Origin of the sequence: Aurantiacibacter spongiae, assembly GCF_003815535.1 — a bacterium.
Classification (GTDB): Bacteria; Pseudomonadota; Alphaproteobacteria; order Sphingomonadales; family Sphingomonadaceae; genus Alteraurantiacibacter; species Alteraurantiacibacter spongiae.
In genome coordinates, this window is record NZ_RPFZ01000001.1 from 92,628 (window position 1) to 105,526 (window position 12,899).

General features: G+C 66.5%; 11 protein-coding genes and 1 tRNA gene. 2 read left to right on the plus strand and 10 right to left on the minus strand.

Translation table 11 applies throughout. The features are described 5' to 3' along the window. Positions 1–27: 27 nt before the first annotated feature. The 7 genes from EG799_RS00450 to EG799_RS00480 all read right to left on the minus strand — a co-directional run bounded on the left by EG799_RS00450 (position 28) and on the right by EG799_RS00480 (position 5,869). Positions 28–960 (minus strand): SPOR domain-containing protein, encoded by a 933-nt coding sequence (locus EG799_RS00450; protein WP_234028949.1) that lies wholly within the window; start codon positions 958–960, stop codon positions 28–30. Positions 961–1,000: 40 nt separating this feature from the next. Further along, positions 1,001–2,032, minus strand: a complete 1,032-nt coding sequence (locus tag EG799_RS00455) for a lytic murein transglycosylase (RefSeq protein ID WP_123877552.1) — start codon at positions 2,030–2,032, stop codon at positions 1,001–1,003. Between the two features lie 54 nt (positions 2,033–2,086). Next, positions 2,087–2,176 (minus strand) — tRNA-Ser (locus EG799_RS00460). A 61-nt stretch (positions 2,177–2,237) separates the two neighbouring features. Beyond that, positions 2,238–2,432, minus strand: coding sequence for a hypothetical protein (locus tag EG799_RS00465; RefSeq protein WP_123877557.1), 195 nt, complete (start codon positions 2,430–2,432; stop codon positions 2,238–2,240). A gap of 100 nt (positions 2,433–2,532) precedes the next feature. Then, positions 2,533–3,951: a dihydrolipoyl dehydrogenase gene (gene lpdA, locus EG799_RS00470; protein WP_123877560.1), complete on the minus strand. Its 1,419-nt coding sequence runs from the start codon at positions 3,949–3,951 to the stop codon at positions 2,533–2,535. A gap of 58 nt (positions 3,952–4,009) precedes the next feature. Continuing rightward, positions 4,010–4,378: an acyl-CoA thioesterase gene (locus EG799_RS00475; RefSeq protein WP_123877563.1), complete on the minus strand. Its 369-nt coding sequence runs from the start codon at positions 4,376–4,378 to the stop codon at positions 4,010–4,012. Positions 4,379–4,549: 171 nt separating this feature from the next. Then, a complete protein-coding gene (locus EG799_RS00480; RefSeq protein ID WP_123877566.1) occupies positions 4,550–5,869 on the minus strand; it encodes a pyruvate dehydrogenase complex dihydrolipoamide acetyltransferase in 1,320 nt (439 codons plus the stop codon). A 127-nt stretch (positions 5,870–5,996) separates the two neighbouring features. Between EG799_RS00480 and EG799_RS00485 the strand changes: the two genes are divergently transcribed. Beyond that, on the plus strand, positions 5,997–6,449 hold the full coding sequence (locus EG799_RS00485; RefSeq protein WP_123877569.1) for a universal stress protein: 453 nt from the start codon (positions 5,997–5,999) through the stop codon (positions 6,447–6,449). Between the two features lie 13 nt (positions 6,450–6,462). Here EG799_RS00485 and EG799_RS00490 read toward each other — a convergent pair whose 3' ends face one another. From EG799_RS00490 to EG799_RS00500, 3 genes are read right to left on the minus strand one after another with little or no spacing between them, the layout of a single operon-like run. Then, entirely contained in the window at positions 6,463–6,978 is a 516-nt protein-coding gene (locus tag EG799_RS00490; protein ID WP_123877571.1) for a peroxiredoxin-like family protein, read from the minus strand. Positions 6,979–7,025: 47 nt separating this feature from the next. Continuing rightward, entirely contained in the window at positions 7,026–9,344 is a 2,319-nt protein-coding gene (rnr, locus tag EG799_RS00495; protein WP_123877573.1) for a ribonuclease R, read from the minus strand. 53 nt (positions 9,345–9,397) lie between these two features. Further along, positions 9,398–10,834 carry a M28 family peptidase gene (locus EG799_RS00500; RefSeq protein WP_181950855.1) on the minus strand — a complete coding sequence of 479 codons (1,437 nt, stop codon included), beginning with the start codon at positions 10,832–10,834 and terminating at the stop codon, positions 9,398–9,400. A 29-nt stretch (positions 10,835–10,863) separates the two neighbouring features. Between EG799_RS00500 and EG799_RS00505 the strand changes: the two genes are divergently transcribed. Continuing rightward, positions 10,864–12,897, plus strand: coding sequence for a M3 family metallopeptidase (locus EG799_RS00505; RefSeq protein ID WP_123877576.1), 2,034 nt, complete (start codon positions 10,864–10,866; stop codon positions 12,895–12,897). Positions 12,898–12,899 lie beyond the last annotated feature (2 nt).

Below are 12,899 nucleotides of genomic sequence, written 5' to 3' on the forward strand. Positions count from 1 at the left end.
CCGTTTCTTGGCGGCGGGCGTTCGCGCTCAGCCGCTGGTGAGGATTCGCGCGTCGCTATAACCGGCCCGTCGCACCTTGGCGAGCGAGGCGTCGGCTTCGGCGTGAGTTGCGAACGGTCCGGTCTGCAACAGGAAGTATCGTCCGGAAGGCACGACCTCGCCACCCAGCGCCGCAGCCGCGTTGGCAGCCCGTTCCCTGGTGGAGAAGGCCGCGACCTGGACGCGAAAGGCGCCCTCGCCGCCGCTCGTCACCGGCGGGGCAGGCCCGCGTTCGGAAAGCGCTTCGCCCGCCGGGGGCGGTTCGGCAGGCGGCGTCGGACCACCGGCTTCGCCCGCTGCCGCGGAGGGTTCGACAGAAACTGTCGCGATAGCGGTCGGCGCGGCAGTCTCGTCCGCACGGCTCGCCCGGTCCCCCGCGCTCGGCGTAGCGGGGCCACTCTCGGGCAGGCGGCGCCGCAGCACCTCGACCAGCGACATCGGCGTATCCATGCGCAGCGGAGCCGCATCGCCGGCACGCAGCATCGCTCGCTGCTCTTCCGGCGGATTGACCCGCCGAACCCGGACCGGACCACCCGGCGCCGCGCCGAGCTGGTCCATCGCTGCCGGCGACAGGGCCAGCAGATGCGTCGACGCCATCGGACCGCGGCGCTCGATACGCGCGAGCACAGTGCGCCCCGTTTCGAGCGACGTGACCTCGACATAGCTGGGTACCGGCAGGGTGTGGTGCGCGCCTGTGATGCCCAGCGTTTCGGCTTCCGCGGCGAGATAGCCGACTTCGTCGTAATTGAGCGCGTCGACCGGCGTGAAGGTCGTCCCCGCGACGGTGTAGGGATCGCCAACCGTGATCGGATAGTCCGATCGCGGTCCGTTGGCCGGCCGGGCCAGCGCGCCCGGCGTCCGTTCCATGTCCCCCGCCCCGGCTGCGCAGGACGAGACGCCGGCGCAAACGAGCAGGATCATTAGCCTCTTGGCAAGGCTGGACGAAAAACGGCGGTCCGCGTTACCGGGCGATCTCATCTGCAAGCAATCCCACACTCATCGCGTAGTAGTTCGAGCAGTTGTATTCGAGGATGACCCTATAATTCTGGGTTAAGAGATAGCCGGGCGCGGCGGGTCCGTCGGGCTCGAACAGCGACGCCATGACATCATCCGCCAGATAGCCCTGGGGCTGCACCCCGCGCTCGCGCCACTCGCGCACCGTTAGCCAGCGGCTGTGACGGTCGTGAACGCGGGGGCAGACTGGCGATGTCATGTGGTCGTCGATGCCCGAGCGGTCCGCGCTGTTGGGCACGTAGGCACGCACCGCCCAGGGCTGGCCGGGGCGCCAGCCGGCATCGCGAAAGTAGTTGGCGATGGAGGCCATCGTATCGGCATCGGAATGCCAGACGTCCTTGTCGCCATCGCCGTCGCCATCCTGCGCCAGGCGCAGATAGATGCTCGGCAGGAACTGGCCGTTTCCGAACGCCCCTGCCCAACTGCCGACAAGGTCGCCGCGGGGCACGCCCTGGTCGACCATCTTGAGGACATCGATCAGCTCGCGCTCGAACAGGGCGCGCCTTCGCCCTTCCCAGGCGAGCGTGGCGAGCGAGCGGGGAAGGTCGAAGCCGCCCATGACCTGACCGTAGGCTGTCTCGTGCCCCCAGATGGCGACGACGATCTCTGCCGGCACACCGTATTGCTGTTCCGTCCGGGCGGCGATCGAACCGAGTTCCGCCAGCTTGCGATGCCCGCCGCTGATCCGCGCGGCGGTATTGTGACGGGCGATGTAGTTCGCCATCGACGGGAAATTCGAATTATCGGACGACCCGCCCGAGCCGACATTCTCGCGGTCGAGTTCGAGTACGCGCATGTTGGGCGTCAGGCCCGAAAGCACCTGCTGGATGGTGGCCTGGCTGACCCCTTCGTTGCGAGCGTGCTCTGCCACCTGTGCGAGATAGCCGGAAAAGCTCATCTCCTGGGCGTTCGCCGGGGAGGCGGCGAACAGGAGGGCGGCGGCAAGGGCGCCGGCGCGGCGCAGTATCTTGGCAGTCATGAAAACCCGTCTAGTCGCTGCGCATCGGTGTTGGAAAGGGCGAAACCGGCCGGATGGCGGACAGGGTGGGATTCGAACCCACGAAGGGCTTGCACCCTTGCCGGTTTTCAAGACCGGTGCATTCAACCGCTCTGCCACCTGTCCGATGCGCGAGCGTTCGCCTGCTAACCGGGTCGAGGCGAGATGTCACTATGCCCGCTGCCCGTTATCGCATTTGCGGTTGATCGTCCTCCTGCTCTGGTATCTCGAGCGCGCGGTCCTTGCGGTCGGGGTAATCCCGGGGATTGACCGATGACTGGTTCTTCAAGGCCCGGTGATCGCGCACGACCGCGCTGTCATTGTCGTCTTCCTCGGCAGCGCCATTTGCGCCCTGCGGCTGGTCGTCGATCTCATATTCCATCGCGAAAGCTCTCCTCTCGCGAAATCAACGACATGGCACCGCTCCGGTTTCCCGAAAAAGCGACGAGCGGTTCGTCGCTCCATTCGGGCCGTAAGGCAGGTCAGATGTGGATCGCCCTTCCATACGCGGAAAGGACGCTTTCGTGCATCATTTCCGACAGGGTGGGATGCGGGAAGATGGTGTTCATCAGTTCGGCCTCGGTCGTCTCGAGCACCTTGCCCACGGTGTAGCCCTGGATCAGCTCGGTCACTTCCGCGCCGCACATATGCGCGCCGAGCAGTTCGCCAGTCTTGGAGTCGAACACCGTCTTGATGATCCCCTCGGCCTCGCCCAGCGCGATGGCCTTGCCGTTGCCGATAAAGGGAAAGGAACCGACCTTGACCTGGTATCCGGCATCTTTCGCCGCCGCTTCCGTCAGGCCGACGCTGGCCACCTGCGGGTGGCAATAGGTGCAGCCCGGAATGGCCGTGCGGTCGAGCTTGTGCGGATGGACGTCGGCATTGCCCAGTTCCTGCGCGATGGCCTCGGCCGCGGTCACGCCTTCGTGACTTGCCTTGTGCGCCAGCCACGGGCCGGGCGTGCAGTCGCCGATGGCCCAGACACCCTTCACGTTGGTGCGGCCGTAATCGTCGATCCTGATGAAGGACTTGTCCGTCATCTCGATCCCGAGCTTGTCCAGCCCGATATTCTCCAGGTTGGGGACGATGCCGATCGCGACGATGACATGGCTGAATTCCGCCTCTTGCGCCTTGCCGTCGCCACCGGTGATCGTCGCGCTGACCGCCTTCGCGCCGTTGTGCGCGATCTCGACCTTGGCTCCGGTACGGATGGCGATGCCCTGCTTGCCGAGCGACTTGGCGAGGAAGGCGGAAATGTCCTTGTCCTCCACCGGCACGATACGGTCGAGCATTTCGACCACGGTAACGTCCGCCCCCATGTCGTTGTAGAAACTGGCGAATTCGATCCCGATCGCGCCCGATCCGATGACCAGCAGCCTGCTCGGCATCTCGGACGGGGTCATGGCGTGACGGTAGGTCCAGATGCGCTTGCCGTCCGCCGGATGACCGGGAAGATCGCGCGCCCGCGCCCCGGTGGCGACGATGATGTGCTTCGCTTCCAGCGTCTGCGTGCCCTTCTCGCCCTTCACCTCCAGCTTGCCGGGGGCGGTCAGGCGCCCTTCCCCCATGTGGACGTCGATCCGGTTCTTCTTCATCAGGCCCGTGACGCCGCGATTGAGCTGATCCGCCACGCCGCGACTGCGTTTCACCACTGCCTCGAGATCCGCCTCGATCGCGCCCGCGACCTTGAGCCCGTAATCCTTCGCATGGTCCATGTAGTGCTTGATCTCGGCGGAGCGGAGCAGCGCCTTGGTTGGGATGCAGCCCCAGTTGAGGCAGATGCCGCCCAGCTTCTCCCGCTCCACGATGGCGGTCCTGAGGCCGAGCTGGGCCGCGCGGATCGCCGCGACGTAGCCGCCGGGACCGGAACCGAGGACGATGACGTCGTATTTGTCTGCCACTTGCTACTCCATCTGCTTCGCCCGCCGCGCGGCCGGGCGACCTCTCTCTTTCTGCCCGCTACGCGTCCACCGCCCGCGGTTTGCCGCCGTCGTCAACCGCGACGAAGGTGAAGCGCGCGCTGGTGACGAGCTGCTCCTCTTCCGAATGGCGCTCCCGGGGGTAGGCGTCGGTCGCGATGACCATGCTGGTGCGGCCCACCTTCTGCATCGTGCAATAGACCGAAACCTCGTCTCCCACCTTTACCGGGCGGTGAAATTCGACGCCGTCCATCGCCACCGTCACCGCCCTGCCCTTCGCCCGGCGCGCGGCGACCAGGCCGGCACCCGAATCCATCAGGCTCATCAGCCAGCCACCGAAGATGTCGCCATAGGCGTTGGCGTCGGCGGGCATTGCGGTGACGCGGATGGCGGGATCGCGATCAGCCATGCGAAGGCGACGAAGTTGACACGCCGACAAGCGCGAATTGCACCGTTTTTGCGTTCATGATCAAAGACTTCTACCGGATATGCGAAGTTGACACTGCACCGGACGGTTTTTTCCTCGTTTCGAAAAATGCGATCCTCTGCCCTGGCAAGGGCGAGGCGGTGTAGGAAAGCGTCACGCCACCAGGGCCAGCGGTGCCTCGACGAGTTCCTTGAACACCTTCATCAACTGCGCCCCGTCCGCCCCGTCTATGGCGCGGTGGTCGAAGCTGCCGGTGGCGGACATGACCGTCGCGATCTGCAAGGCGTCGTCGACCACATAGGGCCGCTTCTCTCCGGCGCCGATCGCCATGATCATCGCCTGGGGCGGGTTTATGACCGCCTCGAACTGCTTGATGCCGAACATGCCCATGTTGGAAAGGCTGGCGGTGCCGCCCTGATATTCTTCGGGAGCCAGCTTGCCATCCTTCGCGCGAACGGCGAGATCCTTCATTTCCGAGCTGATCGCGCTCACCGCCTTGCCGCCCGCATCCTTCACGATGGGCGTGATGAGCCCGTTGGGAATGGATACCGCGACGGCAATGTCGGCGCGGCTGAACTTCAGCATGGTGTCGCCGGCGAACTGCACGTTGCAGGCGGGCACCTGCTCCAGCGATCGGGCGAGCGCCTTGATGAGCAGGTCGTTGACCGACAGCTTCACCCCGCTCGGCTCCAGCGCGGCGTTCAGCTCCCCACGCAGCTTGAGCAGCGCATCGAGACGGATATCCACCGTGAGGTAGATATGCGGCACCTGCTGCTTGGATTCGGTCAGGCGGCGCGCGATGGTCTTGCGCATGCCGGACAGCTTTTCCGCCTCGTGCGGGATGCCGAAATCCTGGCCCTGGCCGGGTGCGGGCGCGGCGGCCGGCGTCGGCACGGGCGCGGCGACAGGCGCGGCCTTCGCGGCGCCGGCGCCGGCGCCCTCCACATCGGCCTTCACGATGCGTCCGTTGGGACCGCTGCCCTCCACGCCCGACAGGTCGATACCCTTCTGCTCGGCGATACGCCGCGCCAGCGGAGATGCGACGATGCGGTCGCCCGAGGGGGCCGGGGCGGATGCGGATTGCCGCGCGGGAGAGGGCGTCGGGGCCGGTCCGGCGGCGGGAGCAGGCGCGGGGGCGGGCGCAGGCGCGGGCGGTTCCGATGCCTCGTCCTCCTTCGCCGCGGGCGCCGCGCCGCCATCACCCATCGGCTCGACCTCGCCTGCGTCCTCGCCCTCGTCGGCGAGCGTGGCGATGACGGTGCCGACCTTAACGCCTTCGGTCCCCTCCTCCACCTGAATGTGGGCGATCGTGCCCTCGTCCACCGCCTCGAATTCCATCGTCGCCTTGTCGGTTTCGATCTCGGCCATGATGTCGCCCGAGGAGACCCGGTCGCCGACCTTCACCAGCCACCTGGCTAGCGTGCCCTCCTCCATCGTGGGCGAGAGGGCGGGCATCTTGATGGCGGTGGGCATGGGTGTCTGGCATCCTTGCGGTCGAATTGGCGTATGCGCGTTCCTTGGCCAATTTGCCGGTGCGGGGCAAGGCAGTCTTGCGCCGCGCGGGCTTTCCCCCGATACCGGCGCGAAACGGGGGAGAGCCATGCGCGTCTATCTGACGATCATCGACGAGACGGAGGAAGCGCGAGTCGCCCTGCGCTTTGCCGCCCGCCGCGCGGCGAAGACCGGCGGCGTGGTGCATCTGCTGGCGCTGGTGCCGAAACAGGCGTTCAACGCCTTCGGGGGCATCCAGGCGACCATCGAGGAGGAAGCGCGCGACCGGGCGGAAGTGCTGGCCAATTCCGCCGCGGGAGAACTGATGCACGAAAGCGGCAAGATGCCGCAGATCGCGGTCCGTGTGGGGGAAAGCAAGACGGTGATCGCCGATTACCTCGCCGAACATCCCGAGGTCGCCGCCCTGGTGCTCGGCGCCGCGTCGGAAGGTGGGCCCGGACCGCTCGTGACGCACTTTTCGGGCAGCGTCGGCAGCCTGCCCTGCCCGCTTTTCATCGTGCCGGGCAATCTTTCCGTGGAAGAGATCGACCGGTTGAGCTGACCGCTGCCCGCGATCAGGTGCGCGTGCCGCGCGCCGGGTAATCCTTGTCCTTGATGACCTTCACCCCGTCCAGCAGCTGATCGATGGAGGGACGGGTGAACGGCGCGCTCTGCACCTGCGCCATGTAGACGGTGCCATCCGGTCGGATCAGGAACATGCCCGGTTCGCTGAACACGTCCGGTTCGTCGGTCCCCTCGCGCTTCTGCGAGATATACAGGCCGTATTCGCGCGCCTTGTCCTCGCTCAAATCGTAGACGAGCGGCAGGTCGCCGGTCTTCCAGTCCGAATCCACCGTCATCGCGCGATCCTTGTCGTCCATGCTGATGGCGAAGGGCGAAAGGCCCGCCCCGGTGATCTCGTCCAGACGCGAGCCGATTTCCTCAAGGTAGCTCTTGCAGACCGGGCAGTGCCGCCCGCGATAGAAGATCAGCCATGTGAACAGATCGGGCGACTGGTCCGCGAGGACGAATTTCGCCTGGATCGTCAGCGGCAGGTCGATGGCGGGGGCGGGCTGGTTGGGTTTGAGCATGTCGTCTCCTTCTGCCCTACCAGCGCGCGCGAGCGCTATGCGTTCCGTTACTTCTTCGTCCGTCCGCGGCCCTGATGGCGGATATTGCCGGGCCGGCCGCGCTTGTTCACCTGGTGCTTGCCCCGCGCATCCTTGCGGGGGCCGCGGTGCTTCTGGCTTCGCGATTTCCTGTCCGGCCAGTCGCCGCGCGGCTCGACCTTGCGGCCATCGCTGTCCGGTACGTCGAACTTGAGCGCGCCGGTCAGCGGATTGGCCTCGCTCAGCTTGAGTTGCAGCACGTCGCCCACGGTGTAGCTCGTCCCGCTCTGCTCGCCGGTCAGCGAATGCGCGCCCTCGTCATAGGCGTAGTATTCGCGGCCCAGCGTGCTGACGGGCACCAGCCCGTCCCCACCGAGGCCGACAATGGTGGCGAAGAAGCCGAATTTCTGGACCCCGGTGATACGGGTTTCGAACGTCTCGCCCACGCGCGCGGAAAGCCATGCGGCGACGTAGCGGTCGACGGTGTCGCGTTCGGCCTCCATCGCCCGGCGCTCGGTATGGCTGATCGCCTCGGTGATCTTGCCGAGGTCGTCGCGGTCCCGGTCGGCCAAGCCCGAACTCGCGGGGATGGCGCCCCCGGGTTTCGGCTGCTCCAGCCCGAACGCATCGACCAGCGCGCGGTGGACGAGCAGATCGGCGTAACGGCGGATGGGCGAGGTGAAGTGGGCATAGCTGCCCAGCGCCAACCCGAAATGGCCGGCATTGGCGGGGCCGTAATAGGCCTGCGTCTGGCTGCGCAGAACCGACTCCATCACCAGCGCCTTTTCGGCCGGATCGTCTCCCACGTCCTTGATCATGCGGTTGAACAGACCCGGCGTGATGACCTGTCCGAGTGCGAGATTGCGGCCGATGGATTCGAAATAGTCCTTCAGCGACACCAGCTTCTCGCGCGTGGGCGGCTCGTGAATGCGGTAGACGACCGGGCTGGCCCTGCTTTCGAGCGCCTTGGCCGCCGCGACGTTGGCGGAGATCATGAAATCCTCCACCACCCGGTGCGCGTCGAGCCGTTCGCGCACGGCGATTTCGGCAATGCGACCCTTCTCGTCCAGCACCACCCTGCGTTCGGGCAGGTCGAGGTCGAGCGGATCGCGGTCGCTGCGGGCAGACGCCAGCGCCCTCCAAGCGGCCCACAGGTTCTTCAGGTTTTCACCGGCGCTGCCATCGTCGATCCGCGCCTGCGCGTCCTCGTAGGCGACCACCTGTTCGATGCGGACCACGGCGCGGGTAAAACGCCAGTCGGAGATACGCCCGTCCTTGTCGATGCGGAAGCGGCAGGCCATCGCCGCGCGGTCTTCCCCCTCGCCCAGCGAACAGACGTCGGAGCTCAGCACCTCGGGCAGCATGGGCACGACCCGGTCGGGGAAATAGACGGAATTGCCCCGCTTTCTCGCCTCCCGGTCGAGATCGCTGCCGGGGCGCACGTAATAGGATACGTCGGCGATAGCGACGAGCGCGTCGAACCCGCCCTTGCCATCGGGCTCGGCCCAGATCGCATCGTCGTGATCGCGGGCGTCCGCCGGGTCGATGGCGACGATGGGCAGGTGCCGCAGATCCTCCCGCTTGTCGGTCGTGACGGGCAGTTTGGCTGCCGCCTGCGCCTCGTCCAGCACGTCCTGCGGGAAGATGTGCGGGATGTCGAACTTGTGAATGGCGATGAGCGAATAGCTCTTGGGCGCCAGCGGATCGCCCAGTACCTGCGTGACCTTGACGCCCGAATTGCGGCCCTTGCCGACCGGTTCGGCGAGCACGAGGTTGCCCTCCTCCGCCTCGCCCGGATCGCTGACCCTGGCGCTGGAGCGGATCTTCTTGTCCACCGGCGCGAGCCAGGCCTTGCCGCCCCCGTCGATCTCTATGACGCCCAGCATCGCTTCCTCGCGCGCGGGCAGCTTCTTCATGGGATGGGCGATCCAGCTGGCCTTTTCGCCGACGCCGTGCTCCTCGGTCCGGGCGAGGATGCGGTCGCCCTTGTGCAGGGCCGCGCGCTTCTTCTTGCCGGTCTTTTCAACCACCCGCAGGCGCGGCGGCGCACCGCCGTCGTCCGGCTGCCAACTTTCCGGAACGGCGACCGGCTCGCCATCGTCGATGTCGACGATCTTGAGTACCGTAACCTTGGGCACTCCTCCCATGCGGGTATAGGCGCTCTTGTTGCCGTCGATCAGGCCTTCCTCGGCCATGTCCTTCAGCAGCGCCTTGAGCGCGATCTTTTCCTGTCCCTTGAGGCCGAAATGTTTCGCGATTTCGCGCTTGCCGGTTTCCTTTTCGGCAGCGCGGATGAAGTGGAGGATCTGATCCCTGTCGGGCAGACCCTGGAATTTATCTGATTTCATGCCTTCTCAGGTAGGCACGCAGACCCCCTTCGGCAATGGTGCGACCGGCCCCTTCAGTCCTGCGTTGATTCCGGCAGCGGGCTGAACGCGCCGCCGGGAACGGCGCTGGCGACGGGACTTTCCACGCCATCAGCCGAAACCGAACTGAGGCCGAAGATCCAGTCGTCGCCGCGCAGCGTGGGCACTGTCACGGTGATGTCGTCATGCGTCCAGACGATGCGGGGGCGCTCGACGCCGTTGTCGCGCCCCTCCATCGTGATCGGAACGCCGCCCTCGGGAACATCCTCCTGCCGGATAGTGAGGAACGGCTCGTCCTCCCAGTATGGCGCGTCGGTGCGGCGCTTGTAGAAATTGTAGGACGCGGCCCCCTCCACCGGCGCCCAGGTGAACTCGACATCGGGCCGCACGATGCCATCCACCGTTACCGCCGGCGGCATGGGAGCGGCTGCCAGCTTCTCGGCGGCGCGCACGTTCAGGCGCGTGACCTTGGCAAGATAGGGAAAGTCCATCTCGTCAACCGTGTCGCCATAGGTCACACCGTCCTCGGTCCGCAGATCCTGATGCTGGTGCTCGTAATCTTCGATGGCGACGGAAAAGCGGATGGCGGGAAAGCCGCGGTCGAGGAACGGCAGGTGGTCGCCGCCCCGTCCCATGCGGTCGCTGCGCCAGGTCTGGCGGACGTCGAGACCCTGCGGATCGCCTTCGGCCAGACCGTCGAGATAGCGCGAGAGGTTGCGGCTGGGGCTGTCGTTCCCCCCGCCCCGGCTGCGCATGGCGGCCCGCACCTGATCGTCCGCATCGGCGCGGATACCTTCGGAAAAGACGCGCACATGGGCATCGTCGCACACGCCGTCGCTGCCGCACGATCCGCCGACGACGTCGTTGTTGAGCACCGCCTTGACCGTCCAGCCCTGCTCCGCCGCATACTCGGCCATCAGGTTACCGCCATAGAGGCCCTGCTCCTCGCCGGAGAGCAGCGCGTAGACGATGGTGCCCGGGTAGTCGTGGCCGCTCAGGACGCGCGCCGCCTCCAGCGTGAGGGCGCTGCCGCTGGCATTGTCGTTGGCGCCTGGCGCATCGACCTGCGCGTCCATGACGTCGGAGCCGCGCGAATCGATGTGGCCCTGGATGATGACGACCTCGTTCGGCCGCTCCGTCCCGCGCTGGATGGCGACGGCGTTACGGATCCGCACGGGTTCGGGAATGCGGTTGCCCGTCACCCGGTCCTCGATGAAGAGGGTTTCCAGGCACCCTCCGCAGGCGGCTGAAGCCTCGTCGAACTGCCCCAGTCCCCACTCGATCGCCGCGCCGATGCCGCGTTCGGGATCGGTCTGGCTGGATAGCGTGTGGCGCGTGCCGAACGCCACCATCCGCTCGACATCGGCGCGCAACCGCGCCTCGCTGACGGCGGCGGCGGGGTCGTCCTGGGCACAGGCGGGGGAAGCGGCGGCGGCGGCGAGCAGGCTCGCGATCGTGATTGTGTTTCGCATGGCGGGAAAACTTGCGCAAAATCGGGCGCTTGGCAAGGCTCTGCAACGCGCCGGAACCGCGCGTGGCGGACGGCGGTTTCCTGAGCATGCACGACATGCCCGGCAGCGCCTCGCCCGATCTTCCTCCCGAACCCGGCACCGCCCGCGCGGCGATGGGACCGGTCATGGCCAATCCGTCGGCCGCGGACCTGACGGCGCGCTGCGACACCTATCTCGGTCTGGTCGATATCCAGCGCACCGCGCTCGCCAACGACACGGCGCGGGCGACGGTGGAGAACACGCTGACCCGTTACGACGACATGGCGGCCATGCTTTCGGCCACGCAATCCGAATTCGCGCTGTACCAGGAGGTTCTCCTGACGGCCGAACTTCGTGACGTCGCGGCGCAGTGCGAGGTGCGGGCCAGCGCGGTCCGGTCCGAGATCAGCCTGTCGCGCGCGATCTACGACCGCCTCAAGGCGGTGGACGTATCCGAGGCCGACGACGAAACGCGCGCATATCATCGGGATATCCTCGACGAATACGATCGCAGCGGCGTCGGACTGGATGATGCCGGGCGGGACCGGATGGCGGCCATCAACCGCGAACTGAGCGAGATCAGCATCGCCCTGGCGCGCAACGTCGCCGAGGACGACCGCACGCTGCGCGTCACGGAGGACGAACTCGCCGGTCTGCCACAAGATTTCCTCGACGCGCACGCCGCCGACGCGGACGGGCGTATCGCGCTGACCACCGCCAGCACCGATTACCGTCCCGTCATGTCCTATGCCGACAGCGACGATCTGCGACGCCGTTATCAGGAACTCTACCTTCGCCGCGCCTGGCCCGAGAACGATGCGCTGCTGCGCCGGTTGTTCGCGTTGCGCCAGGAAAAGGCCGAGCTGCTGGGACGGGAGAACTACGCCGCGCTCAACCTGGAGGGCAAGATGCTCGACCGGCCCGAGCGGGTGCGCGCGCTGATTGAGCAGACCGCGCAGGCCGCGCGCCCGGTGGCGAAGCGGGATTACGAGCGCAGCCTGTCGGTGCTGAAGGACCAGCGCCCCGACGCCGACCGGATCGAGCCGTGGCAGACTGCCTGGATCGCGCCCAGGGTGCAGAAGCGCCTGTACGATTACGATCCGCAGGAAGCCCGCCAGTATTTCCGCTATGACCGGGTGCGCGACGGGGTGATGCGCCTGACGGAGCGGCTGTTCGGCGTGTCGGTGGTCGAATGGGATACCGACCTGTGGCACCAGGATGTCGATGCGTTCGAGATGATCGAGGACGGCAAGGTCATCGGGCGCTTCTACCTCGATTCGCATCCGCGCCCCGGCAAGTACACCCATGCCAACCATATCGGCCTGTACCCCGGCAGCGAGGAACAGCCGCCCGTCTCGGCCATCGTGCAGAACTTGCCGAAGGGCCTGATGGAACACGGTCAGGTCGAGACGTTCCTGCACGAATTCGGTCACGGCCTGCACGCCATCTTCGGCAGCTCGCATCGCTGGACCGGGCAACGCTATTCCGCGGTCGAGCGCGATTTCATCGAGGCGCCCAGCCAGATGCTGGAGAACTGGGTCTATGATTACGCCACGCTGGCGACCTTCGCCGTCAACGATGCGGGAGAGACGATCCCGCGCGATCTGGTCGAGCGGATGAATGCGGCGCGCTATTTCAACAAGGGACTGCACGAACTGACCCAGCTCGGCTACGCCAATGTCGCGCTCAACTTCTACAGCCAGCCCGTACCGGATGATCTGGGCGAAGCGACACGGCGCTGGATCGACGAATACGCGCTGATTCCGCAACCCGATTACTCGCAGATGCAGGCGGCTTTCGGCCATCTCGACGGGTATGGCGCGAGCTATTACACCTATGGCTGGTCACGGATCATTTCCGAGGATCTGTTCGCCCGCTTCACCGCCGAAGGTCTCGACAATCCGCAGGTCGCGGCCGACTATCGCCGCATGGTGCTGCAACCGGGCGGCACGCGCCCGGCGGCGCAATTGCTGCGCGATTTCCTCGGTCGCGACGTGACCCTCGACGCCTTTCGCGCCGACATGGAGCGCGGACTGGCGGGATAGGC

What these genes read in the sequence shown, in the direction of transcription:
- EG799_RS00450 (WP_234028949.1), bottom strand. Translation starts at nt 960, where the DNA reads ATGATCCTGCTCGTTTGCGCCGGCGTCTCGTCCTGCGCAGCCGGGGCG.
- EG799_RS00455 (WP_123877552.1), bottom strand. Translation starts at nt 2,032, where the DNA reads ATGACTGCCAAGATACTGCGCCGCGCCGGCGCCCTTGCCGCCGCCCTC.
- EG799_RS00465 (WP_123877557.1), bottom strand. Translation starts at nt 2,432, where the DNA reads ATGGAATATGAGATCGACGACCAGCCGCAGGGCGCAAATGGCGCTGCC.
- EG799_RS00475 (WP_123877563.1), bottom strand. Translation starts at nt 4,378, where the DNA reads ATGGCTGATCGCGATCCCGCCATCCGCGTCACCGCAATGCCCGCCGAC.
- EG799_RS00480 (WP_123877566.1), bottom strand. Translation starts at nt 5,869, where the DNA reads ATGCCCACCGCCATCAAGATGCCCGCCCTCTCGCCCACGATGGAGGAG.
- EG799_RS00485 (WP_123877569.1), top strand. Translation starts at nt 5,997, where the DNA reads ATGCGCGTCTATCTGACGATCATCGACGAGACGGAGGAAGCGCGAGTC.
- EG799_RS00490 (WP_123877571.1), bottom strand. Translation starts at nt 6,978, where the DNA reads ATGCTCAAACCCAACCAGCCCGCCCCCGCCATCGACCTGCCGCTGACG.
- rnr (WP_123877573.1), bottom strand. Translation starts at nt 9,344, where the DNA reads ATGAAATCAGATAAATTCCAGGGTCTGCCCGACAGGGATCAGATCCTC.
- EG799_RS00500 (WP_181950855.1), bottom strand. Translation starts at nt 10,834, where the DNA reads ATGCGAAACACAATCACGATCGCGAGCCTGCTCGCCGCCGCCGCCGCT.